Origin of the sequence: Methylophaga muralis (assembly GCF_001720165.1) — a bacterium.
Classification (GTDB): Bacteria; Pseudomonadota; Gammaproteobacteria; order Nitrosococcales; family Methylophagaceae; genus Methylophaga; species Methylophaga muralis.
On record NZ_MCRI01000040.1, the window covers coordinates 1 to 16,611 of the forward strand.

Genomic DNA, 16,611 nt, shown 5'->3' on the forward strand with positions numbered 1-16,611 from the left:
GTATTATGCAGGGAGCGCCATTGGGGCCCTATTTGGCATCTTCTTTAAGCTGATGTGGCTATCTCTTGTTTATAGTCCTTTTGTTTTTGTAGGGGGATATGTTTTTTTCGTGCTTTGGGATAACTACGCAGTTCACGGTGGAGTTTCAGCTATTGGTGGCATCATTTCAGCTGTGGCCCTCTATATTCTGATTTTTTTCTTTGAAGGCTTAAAATTTGAATTGAAATCAAGAGGCAACAAAATATGGATTTTGCTGAAAACGATGAATGTATTAATCGTTTGCGGATTGCCTTTCATTCTTGGTGGAAGCTTAGCTGCCTCGTTTATGGACGATAAGGTGGTAAGTAGTGTTGAGGTTTGGATAGTTTTTTGTTTTTTCGGTCTTTTCCCTTCTTTAATTGCTTATGTTGGAGTTTTTGGGCAAGAGCGTTCACAGAGAATCAAAACGGAAACATAGTCATCTGATACTCGAATTTAGATAAAAATAAATTTGCATATTCTACGCTCCCACGCGGAGCATGGGAGCGAGCCAACAGGGGCTGATTGGTGAACCAGAAAGTGATTTTGATTTAGCCAATCACTTTAACAGGGCCGTGGTTATCGCAGTGATCGCCATGCGGATGGTGTAAATGACCATCTACTAAATAATCAGTGTGCTCGCCGTGCGGTACTGCTTCATGTCCGCAATCAGGGCCATGAACGTGATCCGCATCGTGTCCGGCACAATTATGGTGATTGCAATCATCTGGGTTTTTATCCGTTACTTCGATTTGGTGTTCGTCAATATGCGACTGATGTGGGTGGTGCAAATGACCATCGTGTAAAAAGTCGACGTGGCCATCATGTTCGATTTGCGTATGACCACAGTCGGGGCCGTGTTTGTGTGTGTGGTCATGATGAGTATCGCAGCTCATATCTTTCTCCTTTGGTTCAGTTACTTTCGTTGGCGTGTACAAGGGCGTTTTCGATCATTTCAACGACATGTTGATCGGCTAGTCGGTAATAAAGATGTCTGGCATCGCGTCTTCGGGCGACCAGATTGGCATTTAATAAGGTTTGCAAGCGTGCTGACACGGTAGATAGCTTGTCATCACTGGTCACCAGATCGCCGACGCAGAGTTCGCCATGTCGCAAACGATAGAGCAGAATCAGTCGTGACGGATCACCCAAAGCCTTGAACAATGCAGCAGTACGCTCTAGTTGCTGAACACCTGGTTCGTTGCTTTCGCAATTTGGATGATGTTCTTCACTACATGACTGCACTTGATATTCCAATATTCGATGTAATGTCGTAACTGTAGTCTGAATAATTTATCAATACAAGATTAAATAGGATTTTTTACTAGCGAGTTAACAAATAGCCGGCAACGGCTTGGGCGTTCCCACGCAGGGCATGGGAACGAGTCATCTGTTTAAACTTTAGCTATTTGCCAATTGTTGACGATGATCCTGAGCATAAGTTTTGAGTGAACGTGGAGGCTTACCTGTCAGAGTGGCAACATCATCGGTAATAACGGATGTCCAACCTTGCCTTACTGGATAAAAAATCGAACTTAGAAAAACAGCATAGTCTGCTGGGACTCCCGCTGAGGTGAGCATGTCGATAAAGGTGTCATCATCAATAGCGTTGTAGCTTATTGGTTTGCCAATGACTTCAGTTAGTAGCTGAGCTGCTTCGGCATAACTAAATGCTTCCGGACCCGTCAGATTAAATGCCTGACCGTCAAATTGTTCTGTTCTCAGTGCTGCCGCTGCAGACTCGGCAATATCCCTCACATCAATGAAGCTTGATTTGCCATCTCCGGCAGGAATAGCTAGTTGTCCATGATCGATGCCAGCCTTCCAAAAGGTATGAAAGTTGTCGGCAAACCAATTAGGTCTGAGAATGACATAAGGCGTTCCCGACTGAATTAATGCCAATTCAACTTGACGATAAGGAATGGCATCATCGGCATCTACGCCAAATGCAGTTTGTAAAACGACCTTAATGTTTCGGCTTGCAGCAAACTCAATAAGCGGGATGAGCAAATCTTTGGCTTGAACATATCCGGCAGCTAACATGATATAGGCTCGATTCACATCTTCGAAGGCTTGCTCAAAACTCTCTGGTTTGAAGTAATCAAATACAACACCTTCTGCACCCAAAACGTCTTGACCAGATCGTGAAGCGGCTTTGACCTGTTCACCACGGGCAAGCAGATTTTCGACCAGAGGACGACCAATATTACCGGTGGCACCCAAAACCAAAATTTTATTTTTCATTTTCTTTATCTCCAGTGTTAAAGTTGATGCTTAGTTTCCAAAAGAAACTAGGTAAACAATTTAACCTAAGGGTAAACAACTGAAAAGAAGGCACTTTTACGTAATCTGGTTACCTTGAAGTAACCAATCTGATGTTTAAACAGGTGGAAAAAATGCAAGCTGAATATGACGTGTATGAAGATAAATGCCCGACACGGATGGTTTTGGATCGATTAGCCGACAAGTGGTCAGTGTTGATTCTGGATCGATTAGATAATGAAGCCGTGCGGTTTAATCAGTTACGACGAGACATAAAAGGCGTTTCACAGAAAGTCTTATCGCAAACCCTGAAGAAACTGGAGCGGGACGGATTGATTTCACGAACCGTCTTTGCCACCGTTCCTGTGACGGTGGAATACGCCCTGACGCCGCTTGGCAAAACCTTAACAGATTGCGTATCAGAGCTGGCACATTGGGCTGAGCGAAATATGGATGAAGTGTTAGCAGCACAAAAGTCTTACGATAAAACCTTGGATTAATTCACCAGCGTTAGCTGGCAGAGCAGTGTAATGAGCTGAACCAAGGACACAAAATTAAATAAATCGACTTTTGCCAGTTTGTGATATTGCCGATGGTTGAAGTGACTAGTATGGATTGAGAAACGTTAATCCATCGAGGTCGCTATGAATACCCCAATACACACAGCTTACAAACCAGAAACTACACCCGGTGTTAAACCTACTCATCCGTTAGATCCATTGACCCTTGACGAGCTTGCCGAAGCCACATTGCTGCTCAGAAAAGAGAAACAGCTCAGTCCGTCGTGTCGTTTCCCTTATCTGCAACTGGAAGAGCCACCCAAAGATGAAGTGCTGGCGTTTGAAGCTGGTAAACCTTTTTCACGCATGGCTTTTGCGGTGGTACTGGATAAGGCTACCGGGTCAATTCATGAGGCAAAAATCGATCTTATTCGCCAGCAGATTACCGAGTGGAAACAACTGGATCCGGAAGTCAGCGGACAACCGCCAATTATGATTGAAGAGTTTTTCAGCTGTGTCGATATCGTGCAGGCGGATGAAGGCTTCTTAGCGGCGGTGAGACGTCGTGGTTTAACCGATAAAGATATTGAAAATATTCAAATCGATCCCTGGTCATTTGGTTATTACGGCGACGATGAAAAATATCGTGGTCGACGCTTGATGCGTGGTGTGGCGTTTGTGCGGGATGATATTGTCGATAACGGTTATGCCCGTCCGATTGAAGGGCTGATGGCGATTATCGATCTTAATGAAGAAAAGGTTATCGAGATCATTGATGATGGAATTAACACGCCGGTGCCCAAAACCAAACGCAATTACGATACGCCCTCATTAGGCAAACCACGCGAAGGGCTAAAACCTTTACATATTGTGCAACCTGAAGGGGTGAGTTTTTCGGTGGATGGCTGGAAAGTCGACTGGCAAAACTGGTCCTTCCGGGTGGGATATACCCCACGTGAAGGTTTGGTACTGAATCAAATCAGCTATAAAGATGGCGAACGGGTTCGCCCCATTATCTACCGGGCGAGCATCAACGATATGGCCGTGCCGTATTCTGATACGGCTCTGAATCATTACTGGAAATGTGCCTTTGATGGCGGGGAATACGGTCTGGGCCGAATGGCCAATCAACTCGAACTCGGTTGTGATTGTCTGGGAGCCATTCGCTATTTTGATATTCCGGCCGTTGATGATCAGGGGCTGCCATTTCTGATGAAAAATGCCGTGTGTATGCATGAAGAAGACTATGGCACATTGTGGAAACATTATGAGTTTCGCAGTGAAACCTATGAAATGCGTCGTTCTCGCCGTTTAGTGGTCAGCTTTTTCTGCACCGTGGGCAATTATGATTACGGCTTTTATTGGTATCTGTATCAGGACGGTACGATTCAGCAGGAAACCAAACTGACCGGCATTATCCAAACCAGCGGCATGGTGCCCGGAGATAAACCCAAATTCGGTGGCATTGTCACGCCAGAGATTTACGGCCCAACACATCAGCATTTCTTCAATGCAAGGCTGCATATGATGTTGGATGGCGAAAACAACTCTGTGGTCGAAACCAACTTTTCGCCAGCATCACAAGATGCCGAAACCAATCCATGGGGCAATGTTTTTAAGACCGAAACCACCTTATTTAAAACCGAACTCGAAGCAACCCGTGAAGCCAATGGGGCGACAGGACGTTTTTGGAAGATCATTAATCCAAATCTGAAAAATTCGGTCGGCAATCCACCGAGTTATAAATTGGTGGCAGAACACAATCCGGTGATGTTGGCTGGCCCAAATAGTTTTATCGGCAAACGTGCCGGTTTTGCCAGCAGGCATTTATGGGTCACGCCTTATGATCCCAAGGAAATGTATTGCTCAGGTATGTATCCCAACCAGAATAAAGGTGATGGACTGCCATATTACGTGGCGAAAAATCGTCCGATTGAAAACACCGATATTGTGGTCTGGCATACCTATGGTCACACCCATGTCTGCAAACCGGAAGATTTTCCAATTATGCCGGTGGAATACGTCGGATTTTCGTTAAAACCCAACAACTTTTTTGATGGCAATCCGGCGATGGATCTGCCTAAAGATGTTGATAGTCATAGCGTCGATACGGCTTCTGCTTCTGGCAGTTGCTGTTCCAAATAAGTCGATACGATGCTGCTGACCACGGTCGATCTATTATGCAGCGTGATCTTTGTGATCACGCTGCATCAATGGGCTGTTGCCAATCAACTACTCAGCCGACCGTTGTTATTTATTGTCGGCAACGTTGTGTTTTTGAGCGGCATGCTGCCGTGGTTTGATGCTTTAGCACGCTATTCCATCTGGTTGCACAGCGCTCAAAGTGTGATGGTGCATCATCTTGCACCGTTATTATGGATCAGTGCGTTGCAACATCGTTCAACTCGTCCGATAGCGAATAGTGTTGCTGTATCACACTGGCCGTTCACGTTAATGATGAGTGGCTTTGCCGTATTAACCTGGGTTTGGATGTTACCGGAGTTGCATCCGCTGTTTATGCAAAGTGCGTTGTTATACAGCGTAATGAAATGGCTGATGGCGTTAAGCGGTATCGCCTTGTGCTTGATGATGATACGAAAACATCAGCAGACAAGTTATTGGCAAAACTTAACCTTGTTAACTGTGATCATGCCGTTAGTGCTTTGGGGATTGTTGATGCTGGTGTTCCCAAATATGTACAGCGAGACTCACTCAGGGCCACACCATCATCATATGATGATGAACAACTTACCGGACTGGCTGCAGCTTTCTGCGGTGGCCGATCAATATTTGGGTGGTCTGATATTTATATTAGCTGGATTAACGTACTGGCAGGCCGGAACTTCAGGCATAAAGCTTACGCGTCATGCTCGGCGTTTCGCCAAATAAACGGCGATATTCCTGTGAAAAATATCCCATATGAAAGAAGCCGTAATTGGCAGCGATATCGGTAATCGATAAGCCGGTTTGTAATAACTCACGCCGAGCAGCATTCAATTTAACAGCACGTAGATATTGCATCGGCGAGGTGCCGGTGGCTTTATGAAAACTGTAATTTAGCGTGCGATGCGGGATATGTAACGACTCACAAATATCCACTACGCTGGCACAACTACCTTCGCTTGACGTCACATAATCATGGCAGCGTTGCACAATATAGTTATGTTGATTTCCCAGGCGTTTCGGTTGGCCAATGCCGTTTTCAGTAGCCTCATACAAGGTCAACGCAATCAAGATAATGTGATCTTCAGCGGCTTTTAACCGTTGTTGAATTTGTATTTCTGATAACGCTGGATCATCGGTAATGGATTTTAACTGCTCAATAAGCAGGACAAGATGATTGCGTAGTCGGGTTAATGTAGCGGTGTCGGTTTTTACACCATGACTTTTCTTAAAACCGATTAGCCTTGTGTAAGTTTCATGGCTTAATAAGTCACTTAACCGTTGTTGATTAATAGCAATGACGCTGTAATCCAGTTCCGCTGGCCCCACAAATGCAAAGTCACTTTCGTAGGGGAGCAGGGTGACGCCATCCGACATGATCTGCCGAGCCTGATCCGAGGTATCGCTGGCATCAACCCGATGTGGAATCATTAAGCTGATTTTTCCTGTGGGTGTGTGGGTGTTCTGCACCACGCTTTGCTTCATTCGTTCACGAAATACCCGCACTGAATCCAGCTGAATATCTTCCAGAAACCCTTCAAACTTTCCTGAGCTTAACTGGTTATATTCCTGCGGCCAGTTTTGCAAAGAATGGGCATGCTGATTCACATCATCAAATACAGCAGATTGACTGAACATAATGCTGACACCTGTTACAGCTAATAATCTGATGTATAAGCAAATAATGCACCGTGTCAGTTTAAGACAGGCTTTACAACCTGTCTTAAAAACTTAACTCAGTAAAACCAACAGCTTTGAGCTGAAACCGAGAATTTTTGTCATTAAAACTGGTTTGAGAGAAATCAGCTATATTGCCCGAATTTGGGGCATCTTTATTAACCAGGCTTCAATTTAGTTCAGTTAACCTTTCAAAATTATGGGTAAAAATATCTGTTTAACAGGTCACACTTTTAGATTTTGTGACCTGCTCTCAGCTTGTTTAAAAATCAGAATTTCAACGTCAAACCGGCATAAACCGATCTGCCCATGCCAGGTACGGTGACGCCCCATGGAACCGATGTGTTCATGGTGGCACCCTGACCTACATAGGCACCGGAAAGCGGGTGACTGTAGAGACGGTCAAAAACGTTTTCCATGCCAAAATCCACGCGGGCTTGTTTCCATTCATAACTGGTACGCAGATTTACCAGCCCATAACCAGCAGTCTCAATTTCGTTACGTTCGTTATTGACCTTGTCTTTGCCGGCGACCAGCACCCATTCGATATTATTACGCCAGCCGTTTTTGCTGTGCTCCAGCGATAAGGTGGAGTTCAACGGCATGATGTTATACAAATCATCGCCGGTATCACGGTTTTTACCTCTTACATAACTGAGAGTGGCGGTTCCGGTGATTTGTCCCCATTTTTCTGACTGATACAGCGTTTTGAAACCAGATACATCCATACCGTAGAGTTTGGCTGAGACATTCTGGTATTGCAGATAAATAAAATCATTCTCAGATGTCAGGTTGGCAGCAGTACAAGCGCCTCCGCCGGTGCTGCAGCGTTCTGCATCAATAAAGTCATCTACATAGGAAATATAGGGTGTCAGTGATACATGCCAGTCGTGTTGTTTGGCATCATGAAAGTTGGCGGTGAAGCTCAGTGTGTGGGCGATTTCAGGATCCAGATCGACATTACCCACATAGCCGTTACCATCTCCGACCAGATTCACCATCCGCATGGCCATGCCATGGGTGGACCAGGCAAAACGTTCATATAAATTTGGTGAGCGGGTTTTCTGAGCGTAACCAAATTCATAATCATGGGTAGCCGCAGGTTTGAATCGAGCAAGCAATGTCGCATCGATATTATGATCGGTGATGTCACGGTCGCTGGCATTAAAGGCATCCGTAGCTGCCTGATACATTGCGTTGTAACCTTGCACATCATCTGCATTCATCTTCACCGTTTCATGGCGAACACCTGCTACCGTGGTCCACTGACTGTTCCATGCCGCTTCCCATTCAGCAAATACACCATAGCGATCCCGTTCGCCATTGTTGATATTAAGGAATGTATTCGGTGCCATCATCATGCCACCGGAAGCTTCCCAGAAATCATCCAGACGATAGCGTTGTAACTCGGTGCCAATACGGAACAGATCACGGTTGTTTGCATTGATTTCGGCTTTCAATGTCAGGCCACGGTTATCACCTTCGGTTTCCATTGGCATACCGTTGGCGATCATCATTCCTGAGCCATAGAGAAACTGCTTATCTTCCCCGAACTGCATTTTGTGATGGGTTTTTTCACGATACAGTGAGGTTTCCAGTGAGCCCCAGTCAAACATGCCGTTATAGATCAGGTTGATTTGATTGCTGCGGTTTTCCGTCATATCCATACGCTGATTTGGCCAGCCTTGGAAGGGGATGTCCTGATGGGCAAATTTAAGCTGCAGCTGATGATTATCAAGTTTATAAGCCATATCAATCGCATGGTTCCGGCTTTCATAAGCGGATGATCCAACTTCATCAGCATCCAAAGAACGGCCGTCGGTGGCAGCATTTCCAGCCTGTTTGAAATTGCCACCAGCATTATAGTTATTCGCTTTAGCGGTTGAGCCGGTATAAGTGATACTGAAATCTTCTGATGCCAGCGTGGTAGAAAGGTGGCCGCCACGCGCATCGCCATTACTCCGATAGTAACTGCCAATTTCGCCTTTGCTTAAAGTCTGACCTTCGTCAGCAAATTCCGGTTGTTTGGACTTGGCGATAATGGTTCCACCGATACTGTCACCACCAAGACTCACCGGGGCGATACCGGAATAAACCTGAATCTCTGAAACACGCGAGGGAGCAAGATAGGAGAGGGGCGGATTCATATGATTTGCACAGGCGGAAATCAAATCCATGCCATCAACCTTGATACGCAGGCGATCATCAGCAAAACCACGCATAAACGGTAAACCCGACACACCACCACCGGAATACATCGACATGCCAGCCAGATCATTAAGAAATGCGGCGGTATCACTTTTATAAGCACGTTGGGAGCTAATGTCGTTTTCGCTTAACGTGGTGCTGTCCACCGTTGGTACAGAAGCTGCTGTGACCGTCACTCTATCGAGCATCTCATCATCGTGTTCATGGACAGCATACAAAGGAGCGCTTGCCAGTCCGGTCAAAATCATCAGGGCCAAAGGAGAAAGACGTTTTTTCATGGTGCTGTTATTCCGGTTTAAAAGTTAAACCAAGCATAAGCAATAAGTCAGTATAAAAAGTGTGGGATTTAGGGCAGGAGTAGGTGAAATCACCCACTTTTGAATACTTGTAGATTCTGTCTGGTCAACTGGCGTTCCCACGCGGAGCATGGGAACGAGTTTTGGATTAAAGCGAGCTTTGATTATGAGCCTTTTAGAAAAGCAGTTTGATGCCTACTGATGCAATCCAGTCTTCTTCGCTTTCATCAGCATTTCTGGCGATGGAGGCGGTACGACCAAATTTGCGTTCGTATTTCAGATCCAGATAAGGCACGACTTTACGGGTGATTTCATAAAACAGTTTGATGCCCAATTCGCCCTGGCTTAAGCCTCTGCCTAAATCCTGGCGTTCAACATTCTGAGCAGTGAAATCCAGTTGGTAGTAGGGTTCAAAGCCAAAACGCTGGGTGAACAGCAGATGGTTTTTCTGTTTCAACCGGGCAGTGACATCGCCATAATCACTGATAAACAGATGTGCCTGAGTTTCAAACAGATACGGTGCCAGCCCATTAAAACCCAGCGTTAAATAACGGGTGGATTCAGGTTGGGTATCTACACGCAGACCAAGCTGTGCATCCCAGAAATCGTGTACATTCCGGCTATACAACGCCCATACTTCACTGTGTTCCAGCTTTCCTTTGTGACCTTCCAGTTCACCTTTGAGCCAGAGTTTGTGGGTATCTCCACCGATCCAGCCATCCCATTCAATATGGGTTTTATCACCTTTACTGCCACCGCCGTGTTGCGCTTCAAACCATAAGGCATGGAAGATGTGTGATTCATGCTCGTGCCCATGCCCATCATGATTATCATCGGCATGGCTGCTGGAAATAAACAGGCTCAATAGCAATGTGACTAGCAGATTAGATTTAGTGATGATCATGGTGACCTCCCATGTCGTGATGTGCTGGTTGAGAGGCGGGCAAATCGTCTTCATCAAACTCGGCGACGACCACCGTAGACATCATGCCAGCAGACATGTGATACAAAAGATGACAGTGAAACGCCCATTCGCCGGGCTCATCAGCGGTGAGTAGCACAGAATATTCGGTGCCCGGTGCAACATTAACCGTGTGTTTGTTGGGTAACTTTTCGCCCGGTTGACCATTTTCCAGCTGTACAAACATGCCATGCAGATGCATCGGATGCGCCATCATGGTTTCATTTTTAAAGATCAGCCTTACCCGTTCTCCATAATTGAGTTTGATTGGCTCAAAGCCCGGATCACCGAATTTATGGCCATTTAAGGTCCAGATAAACCGTTCCATGGTGCCACCTAAGGTCACCACAATTTCGCGTTCGGCAGGACGTAGATCAGTTTGTGTACCAAGCGCTCTTAAATCACTGTATTGCAGTGCTTTATGACCTTCTGGCGTACTGGCGTCGGCCCAGCCACTTTGCATTTCGGCTGGTTCATCGTGCTGCATCGCATGATGATCATGTCCATGCATATCGTGCCCGCTATGATCCATTGAATCTGTAGATTGATTCATCTGATGATCGCCGTGATCCATATCATGTCCCATATCGGCCATGGTTAATAACGAACGTGGGCGATGTGCTGGTACCAAACCTTTCATACCTTCTCGAGGAGCCAGAGTGCCCAAAGCAAAACCAGTCCGATCAATTGATTCAGCAGCAATGGTGTAAGCCTGATCAGCCTGAGGTGTGACAATTACATCGTAGGTTTCGGCAACGGCAAAGCGGAATTCATCAACAGTAACGGGTTCGATATATTGTCCATCTGCCTGAATCACCGTCATTTGCAAACCGGGAATTCGTACGTCATACATCGACATTGCCGAGGCATTGATAAACCTTAGCCTGACGCGTTCGCCGGGTTTAAATATTCCGGTCCAGTTCTGCTGATTAGTTTGACCATTAACCAGAAACGCGTCGTAACTCACATCTGCCAAATCGGTTGGCGACATACGCATCTGCCCCCAATCACGGGCATTACCCCAAGCAGATTTGAAGCCTTTTTCGCGTACTTCTCCGAAGAAATCACCGACAGTACGCTGAGCATAGTTGTAGTAATGCGGGCTTTTTTTGATGTTAGCGAGAATTTGCTGACCGGTTTCATTACTGAAATCAGACAGTAACACCACATAATCCCGATCGGCTTGAACAACAGGTTCGTCTTTTGGGTAAATCACCAACGCGCCGTAATGACCATCCTGTTCTTGAGAGCCACTATGGGCGTGATACCAGTACGTGCCATTTTGACGAAGGGTAAATCGATAGGTGAAGGTTGTACCAGCTTCGATGGCTTTAAAACCACCGAGTCCGGGAACACCATCCATTGCAGGTGGCAGTAACAAACCATGCCAATGTACCGATGTCGGTTCATCCAGTTTATTTACTACATGGATAATCGCTTCATCACCTTCGGTGAATTCCATTATCGGGCCGGGAATGCCACCGTTGATAGTGATGCGTTCTACGGTTTTGCCAGTAATATTGACCGGTTCGCGGTCAATGACCAGCGTGTATTCCGTCACACTTGCCATGACAGGGTAGTGGAGTAATGCGGCTGAAATAGCGATCAGCCAACGACTAAATTGTTTCATGAGATCTATCCTCAAAGTGTTTCGATTGGGTATCGGGCGATACCCGCTACAACGAGGATTAGCTGCGGGGAGGGCGTTCTAGTTTGGTAGGAGATTGACGAACAAGCTGCTCGGCAGCAATGGCCAAACGGCTTTGTGAATAAAGGGAGGCCATAAAAACCGGTTGAAAACCTAACACACCGGATGCATGACAATTGGCTGCTGCACACTGACAATTGTCACTGGCGCAATGCGAATTTGTAGCGTGCTTTGGTTGAGGTTCAGCATTGGAATGACAATCATGCTGTTGCTCACTCATCTCATGATGTACAGCCATATCATTATTTTCTGCATGCGCAGCAGGCATCAGCATCGACAGCATAAACAAGCCGATAAGCAAATAATGAAAAAGAGACTGTGGTTTTGTCATTAAACTATTACCAATAAATAACGTTTGGTTAGACACAGGATAAGCCAAAAGTTTTTACAGTGCCAAAAATCTAGAGATAAGAAACTATAAACCAGAGTGTGATACTCATCTGAATGGAATGCTTCAATTCCACCTCATTAAGCGGCCGTATAAAGGGCAATTGATTTAACCTCAATCATATCGCCTAAGACCATTCTTCCTTAGAGTCTGTCATATCAATAATCTATTAAAGAGATGAATGTTGGTATGAGTGACCCAAGCAAAGAAACTGACAGCGAGCAAACGCCTGAGCCTGACAATGTTCAGACAGAATACGAGAGCGTTGAGCAGTCGCCAGTAAATCCAAAGAAACGAAGCATACGAGCCTGGTTACTTTTTGGTCTGTTAGCTTTATTAGTCGTTCTTCTGACCGTTCGTGATGACCTGCGGCAGAATGCAGCTGAAAGCAGTGAAAACGCAGTTCGTTATGTTGCCTTTGATATGTTGGGCTGGTCACCAAGGGATCTATTTATCTGGCGTTTACGAGTAGCAGGATTATTGGATAGTCCACTGGGTCAACGATGGGCAGAAGCTGTCGATCGAGCAGCTGAACAGCCTGTTCAAGCAGTTGGTCAGTACCGTACAACGGCATCCTTTGCCAGTGATGAAGTTGAGGCACATGTTTATCAGGTGAGGCTTGAGCGAGGCGAAAAGCTGATATGGCAATTCTCCCGACTGGATACTTCCGAAAGTCGGCTTTATGCCAGCCTGGAGCGGCGCGAACAAAATACTCAAGCATGGTCAACTGTCACAGATTTGGACGCAGATGATGCAACCAATAGTCAGGTTGTCTCTAAAGCGGGCGACTACCGCATCGTTCTTCAACCAGAGTTATTTGCCAATGCAGAGTATTCATTGGCAATGGCCAATGGCGGTTCATTACCGTTTCCCGTAGAAGGAGCAGGGCAACGGGATATCGGCAGCCCTTTCGGTGTGGATCGCGATGGCGGTGCCCGAAAGCATCATGGCGTGGATATCTTTGCAGAAAAGGGAACACCAGTCACTGCAGTAATTGATGGCTATGTTCGAACGGGTACAGGTGCCAGAGGAGGGGAACACGTCTGGTTATCAGGCAGCATGATTGGATTCGGCAGTGCTCGTTATTATTACGCCCATCTGGATTCATTCGCGGTTGAATCCGGCGATAGGGTTAAAAAAGGCGACATACTCGGGTATGTTGGCAACACTGGCAATGCGATTACCACACCACCGCATCTTCATTTCGGAATTTACTCAGGTGGACCGGTTGATCCTGCACCGTTTCTGAAGCCAGAGCCTGTTTTACCTGATTCCTGAGCATCAGAACGGACAGATCAAAGTGATGCTTAAACAGTATCAGTTGCATGCGGATAATACTGGGGTTGGTGAGCTAACTTTTTAAAGTGAAGCTCCCTGCTACTCGTCACAATTTGAGCGGATATGAAATTGGTTAAAAAACACGGACTACTGAGAGGACTCTGCTTACTTATTATCATGATAAGCGTACCCGGAATGGCCCTGGCACAAATGCAAGCCAACACCATCCTGAAATCGAAGTACATTTGGGGCGGTGTTCTGATGGGCGATGGTGCTGTCGTACAGGGTAACCTCAAATACACTGCTGAAAACGGTCTGTTTGTTGGTGGAATGTTCTCCACGCTGGATTTCAGTCATCTCGGTAATAACCAAATTGATGTTAAGGCCGGATACAGCGGCTCGTTCGGCAAGCTTGATTATGAAACCGGGCTCGTCAGGCACGGTTTTACTGGCGATAGCCCCACCGATGAGGACGCGGGCGTGCTTAGAACTTTCTTTTCCGGTTCTCTCGGAAGCATGCGTTTCATTGTGTTAAGTCCGCTTAACGATTCTAGTTGGACCTCAGCGGGTGATGTTTATGCCAATATCGGCTTTGTAAAACCCTTGCCAGCCGACTTTCGCGTTGCTGTCAGCGCAGGGGCCTATTATTTTAATGATGATGCGGTCTTTAGCGATGGCAGGGTCGCTTTTGAGAAGACGCAATCATTTGCCTTTCGCGATGCCACATTGAGTATTGAGCGTGCCGTTCCCAGTTTGCCAGTGGATTTGGGTCTCCATTACTCGATTGGTGGCGAGCGCCAGAATGGCTTGGAATTGGACGACCATGTCTGGTTTAGCATTAACATGCGTCTGCCCTGAAACGGTTTATGTCACTTCTATGCTTAAGTGCATCCACTGTGAATGTGACTAACGGAGAATGAATCCTATGGTTACTCCAAAAACGTATTTACTTGTTTTATTGGTTGTCCTGCCAAATTTCGCATTTTCAGCCGACCGTGAAGCAACCGTATGTGGATGGTTCAAAGAGCGGATGGTTTTTACCATGTGGAGTTCGATGGCCCCAAATCCAGATGCATCCAGAGTTGCTGGAAACGACCTTATCCAGAGAACAGAATTTACAACCGCTGATGACAAAGTTCTAAAGGGTTACAAATATCAGGCACAAGATGAAAACGGCCTGGCAACAGAACCTGAAGGCTACATTCTGGTGGCGTTGGGTAACGCCATGATAGCCGACCTAATGATTACTGCTTTAGAGCAGTTTTCTCAGCGAGGTTACGATATCTATATTTATGATTACCGCGGCTACGGCGACTCTCAAGGCAAACGCAGGATTAACGCCATCATCGAAGATTACAAAGAATTAGTGACTCATCTAAATACAAAGTATGAGAAACAGCTGCTTTATGGGATTTCGCTTGGCGGTGCTGTAATGGCAAACGTAATCGGAAGTGGAGTGCAGTTCGATCGCGCGGTGATTGACTCCAGCCCAAGCAGATTGTCGCCTCACGGCTGTCCAGAGCGTATCGATCCTGCAGAAAATATTCCAGCGGATGCGAAAAACCTACTGGTCATAACCGGTGAAATCGACTCTGTTCTTGGCAACGACATGACATCTGAGTTTAGAGAGCGGGCTGAACAAAAAGGGGCAATTGTTTTTCATGGTCCAAATTATGCCCATCCATTTATGGACAGCAGCCATGAAATACACAATGAGCGATTAAATCGGGTGATTAATTTTCTGGATGGCGGTGAAGGAAATTGATGGCTGATTACTTATCTTCCTGTTTCTGAAAACAGAGCTGATGTTACCTTTTCGAGAAGCATCCGATATGGCAAATAAATCTGATTTATCAACTCCTATTAACTTATTGAATTTGCAAGCAATTGAAATCTGTGGAATATTCAAACCACTCCACTCAAAGGATTGGATGAATGAAAAGCAATTTGACTGACTCCTTGAAGTCAATATAAGGCTACTTGGCATGGACGACACTCCCTATAAAAAACTACGGTACACGAAGCGCTGGTTTGCCTATTTTGACCTTTTAGGCTTCGCTCAGCTGGTCCGAACACGTGAGATCCAAAGTGTTCTCCCGATATATGAGCGAGTTCTTGAAACCATTGAAGAAAAAGCTAATGCTAAAAAATCTCAAGGCATTGGTTACTCTTGGTTTTCTGATACCTTCATAATTTTTTCCAAGGGGAGTTCTTTGGAGGAGTTTGGGGTAATAGAGCAAATAGCCCGGTTATTTTTTCAGAAGCTGATCTTGCATAAAATCCCAGTACGTGGGGCTATTTCTTACGGGAACTTATATTCTCAGCAAGAGAAAAATATTTTTCTTGGTGAGGCTTTGATGGATGCATATGAATACGGTGAAAAGCAAAATTGGTTGAATTTTGTAATAACGCCTTCAGCAGCGATGGCATTGGAAAAGTTAGAATTTCCTATGAACGAAAGAGCCCATTATCGTTTAATAACGAAAAGTGGTGTTATCACACACCCGGGTGATAAAAAGATTTTCGCCTATGCATTTAATAATGGAACGGTAAATGGTATTAATCCACTACTTAAAGCATTACGCTCTATGAAAGAGGTGTCTCCTAAGGAACAAGGTATAAAATATGAGAATACTATTGAATTTATTGAGCTGTATGGTTGGATAAGCCATAACAATTCAATGCAGTCGAACGCAAAAGCATCTGCTGATTGAGGTGTTATGTTTAGTGGATGTTCATTTCTCATGCGCCCACTCTCAAAACAATAAGCTGAGTATAAATTGTGGATAATATTTTGAGAGAGGTTTTGAAAACGAAACTTATGGCGCTAAAAGCTACCGCCTTTCAAGACGCGCTGGATCGAATATACCTGTGCATCCATGGTGAAAGCGGGTTTCAACGAGTGAAACAGAAGCATGACGGAGGTTCAGATGGAATTGTAGATAACGAAACTGTCTTGGCAGCCTATGCTCCAGAAAAATATTACTTGAATGATTTTAAAAAAAGGTTGGAGCAGATTTTAAATCCTACGCTACAAACTGGGAATCCACACATGGTAAGTGGCAGGTCGTAACAAATTTAGAATCTACCGCACAAATGATCAAGTTTGTGAATGGGCTCAAGCCAGGTTCATCAATTGTATGCATTGAAGG

The 16,611-nt window shown here is 45.5% G+C and carries 17 protein-coding genes; 9 read left to right on the plus strand and 8 right to left on the minus strand.

All coding sequences use genetic code 11. The features are described 5' to 3' along the window. Positions 1-457: hypothetical protein (locus A9E74_RS14380; protein ID WP_176718934.1), on the plus strand; the 457-nt coding region annotated here is incomplete at its 5' end. Between the two features lie 112 nt (positions 458-569). Here A9E74_RS14380 and A9E74_RS11915 read toward each other — a convergent pair. The 3 genes from A9E74_RS11915 to A9E74_RS11925 all read right to left on the minus strand — a co-directional run bounded on the left by A9E74_RS11915 (position 570) and on the right by A9E74_RS11925 (position 2,262). Then, positions 570-914 (minus strand): hypothetical protein, encoded by a 345-nt coding sequence (locus tag A9E74_RS11915; RefSeq protein ID WP_069296840.1) that lies wholly within the window; start codon positions 912-914, stop codon positions 570-572. Positions 915-930: 16 nt separating this feature from the next. Next, positions 931-1,263 carry an ArsR/SmtB family transcription factor gene (locus A9E74_RS11920; RefSeq protein WP_218104314.1) on the minus strand — a complete coding sequence of 111 codons (333 nt, stop codon included), beginning with the start codon at positions 1,261-1,263 and terminating at the stop codon, positions 931-933. Positions 1,264-1,419: 156 nt separating this feature from the next. Then, positions 1,420-2,262: an SDR family oxidoreductase gene (locus A9E74_RS11925; RefSeq protein ID WP_069296841.1), complete on the minus strand. Its 843-nt coding sequence runs from the start codon at positions 2,260-2,262 to the stop codon at positions 1,420-1,422. A gap of 152 nt (positions 2,263-2,414) precedes the next feature. On the opposite strand from A9E74_RS11925, the gene A9E74_RS11930 reads away from it, so the two are divergent. The 3 genes from A9E74_RS11930 (at position 2,415) to A9E74_RS11940 (ending at position 5,669) form a co-directional block, all read left to right on the plus strand. After that, positions 2,415-2,780 carry a winged helix-turn-helix transcriptional regulator gene (locus A9E74_RS11930; RefSeq protein ID WP_069296842.1) on the plus strand — a complete coding sequence of 122 codons (366 nt, stop codon included), beginning with the start codon at positions 2,415-2,417 and terminating at the stop codon, positions 2,778-2,780. A 144-nt stretch (positions 2,781-2,924) separates the two neighbouring features. After that, on the plus strand, positions 2,925-4,925 hold the full coding sequence (locus A9E74_RS11935; RefSeq protein WP_069296843.1) for a primary-amine oxidase: 2,001 nt from the start codon (positions 2,925-2,927) through the stop codon (positions 4,923-4,925). Between the two features lie 9 nt (positions 4,926-4,934). Then, the gene (locus tag A9E74_RS11940; RefSeq protein ID WP_069296844.1) at positions 4,935-5,669 is read left to right on the plus strand and encodes a cytochrome c oxidase assembly protein; all 735 of its coding nucleotides are present in this window, start codon (positions 4,935-4,937) and stop codon (positions 5,667-5,669) included. On the opposite strand, the gene A9E74_RS11945 is transcribed toward A9E74_RS11940, so the two are convergent. The 5 genes from A9E74_RS11945 to A9E74_RS11965 form a co-directional block, all read right to left on the minus strand. Continuing rightward, positions 5,625-6,581: a helix-turn-helix domain-containing protein gene (locus A9E74_RS11945; RefSeq protein WP_069296845.1), complete on the minus strand. Its 957-nt coding sequence runs from the start codon at positions 6,579-6,581 to the stop codon at positions 5,625-5,627. The genes A9E74_RS11940 and A9E74_RS11945 overlap by 45 nt on opposite strands. A gap of 308 nt (positions 6,582-6,889) precedes the next feature. After that, positions 6,890-9,106 carry a TonB-dependent receptor plug domain-containing protein gene (locus A9E74_RS11950; protein ID WP_069296846.1) on the minus strand — a complete coding sequence of 739 codons (2,217 nt, stop codon included), beginning with the start codon at positions 9,104-9,106 and terminating at the stop codon, positions 6,890-6,892. A gap of 193 nt (positions 9,107-9,299) precedes the next feature. After that, positions 9,300-10,028: a copper resistance protein B gene (locus A9E74_RS11955; RefSeq protein ID WP_069296847.1), complete on the minus strand. Its 729-nt coding sequence runs from the start codon at positions 10,026-10,028 to the stop codon at positions 9,300-9,302. Then, positions 10,015-11,715 (minus strand): copper resistance system multicopper oxidase, encoded by a 1,701-nt coding sequence (locus A9E74_RS11960; RefSeq protein WP_069296848.1) that lies wholly within the window; start codon positions 11,713-11,715, stop codon positions 10,015-10,017. Before A9E74_RS11960 ends, A9E74_RS11955 begins: the two co-directional genes overlap by 14 nt. Positions 11,716-11,773: 58 nt before the next feature. Further along, entirely contained in the window at positions 11,774-12,124 is a 351-nt protein-coding gene (locus A9E74_RS11965) for a hypothetical protein (protein WP_141696811.1), read from the minus strand. A gap of 246 nt (positions 12,125-12,370) precedes the next feature. On the opposite strand from A9E74_RS11965, the gene A9E74_RS11970 reads away from it, so the two are divergent. The 5 genes from A9E74_RS11970 (at position 12,371) to A9E74_RS11990 (ending at position 16,532) form a co-directional block, all read left to right on the plus strand. After that, positions 12,371-13,459 (plus strand): M23 family metallopeptidase, encoded by a 1,089-nt coding sequence (locus A9E74_RS11970; protein ID WP_069296850.1) that lies wholly within the window; start codon positions 12,371-12,373, stop codon positions 13,457-13,459. A gap of 195 nt (positions 13,460-13,654) precedes the next feature. After that, positions 13,655-14,317: a TorF family putative porin gene (locus A9E74_RS11975; protein ID WP_069296851.1), complete on the plus strand. Its 663-nt coding sequence runs from the start codon at positions 13,655-13,657 to the stop codon at positions 14,315-14,317. A gap of 67 nt (positions 14,318-14,384) precedes the next feature. Next, positions 14,385-15,224: an alpha/beta hydrolase gene (locus A9E74_RS11980; protein WP_069296852.1), complete on the plus strand. Its 840-nt coding sequence runs from the start codon at positions 14,385-14,387 to the stop codon at positions 15,222-15,224. A gap of 220 nt (positions 15,225-15,444) precedes the next feature. Further along, on the plus strand, positions 15,445-16,173 hold the full coding sequence (locus tag A9E74_RS11985) for a hypothetical protein (protein ID WP_069296853.1): 729 nt from the start codon (positions 15,445-15,447) through the stop codon (positions 16,171-16,173). Positions 16,174-16,241: 68 nt separating this feature from the next. Then, complete coding sequence (locus tag A9E74_RS11990) at positions 16,242-16,532, plus strand: hypothetical protein (protein WP_069296854.1); 291 nt, start codon at positions 16,242-16,244, stop codon at positions 16,530-16,532. The last annotated feature ends 79 nt before the right edge of the window (positions 16,533-16,611 follow it).

Excerpts from the sequence above, each read along its gene's own strand:
- A9E74_RS11915 (WP_069296840.1), bottom strand. The coding sequence starts at position 914 with ATGAGCTGCGATACTCATCATGACCACACACACAAACACGGCCCCGAC.
- A9E74_RS11925 (WP_069296841.1), bottom strand. The coding sequence starts at position 2,262 with ATGAAAAATAAAATTTTGGTTTTGGGTGCCACCGGTAATATTGGTCGT.
- A9E74_RS11930 (WP_069296842.1), top strand. The coding sequence starts at position 2,415 with ATGCAAGCTGAATATGACGTGTATGAAGATAAATGCCCGACACGGATG.
- A9E74_RS11935 (WP_069296843.1), top strand. The coding sequence starts at position 2,925 with ATGAATACCCCAATACACACAGCTTACAAACCAGAAACTACACCCGGT.
- A9E74_RS11940 (WP_069296844.1), top strand. The coding sequence starts at position 4,935 with ATGCTGCTGACCACGGTCGATCTATTATGCAGCGTGATCTTTGTGATC.
- A9E74_RS11945 (WP_069296845.1), bottom strand. The coding sequence starts at position 6,581 with ATGTTCAGTCAATCTGCTGTATTTGATGATGTGAATCAGCATGCCCAT.
- A9E74_RS11950 (WP_069296846.1), bottom strand. The coding sequence starts at position 9,106 with ATGAAAAAACGTCTTTCTCCTTTGGCCCTGATGATTTTGACCGGACTG.
- A9E74_RS11955 (WP_069296847.1), bottom strand. The coding sequence starts at position 10,028 with ATGATCATCACTAAATCTAATCTGCTAGTCACATTGCTATTGAGCCTG.
- A9E74_RS11960 (WP_069296848.1), bottom strand. The coding sequence starts at position 11,715 with ATGAAACAATTTAGTCGTTGGCTGATCGCTATTTCAGCCGCATTACTC.
- A9E74_RS11965 (WP_141696811.1), bottom strand. The coding sequence starts at position 12,124 with ATGACAAAACCACAGTCTCTTTTTCATTATTTGCTTATCGGCTTGTTT.
- A9E74_RS11970 (WP_069296850.1), top strand. The coding sequence starts at position 12,371 with ATGAGTGACCCAAGCAAAGAAACTGACAGCGAGCAAACGCCTGAGCCT.
- A9E74_RS11975 (WP_069296851.1), top strand. The coding sequence starts at position 13,655 with ATGGCCCTGGCACAAATGCAAGCCAACACCATCCTGAAATCGAAGTAC.
- A9E74_RS11980 (WP_069296852.1), top strand. The coding sequence starts at position 14,385 with ATGGTTACTCCAAAAACGTATTTACTTGTTTTATTGGTTGTCCTGCCA.
- A9E74_RS11985 (WP_069296853.1), top strand. The coding sequence starts at position 15,445 with ATGGACGACACTCCCTATAAAAAACTACGGTACACGAAGCGCTGGTTT.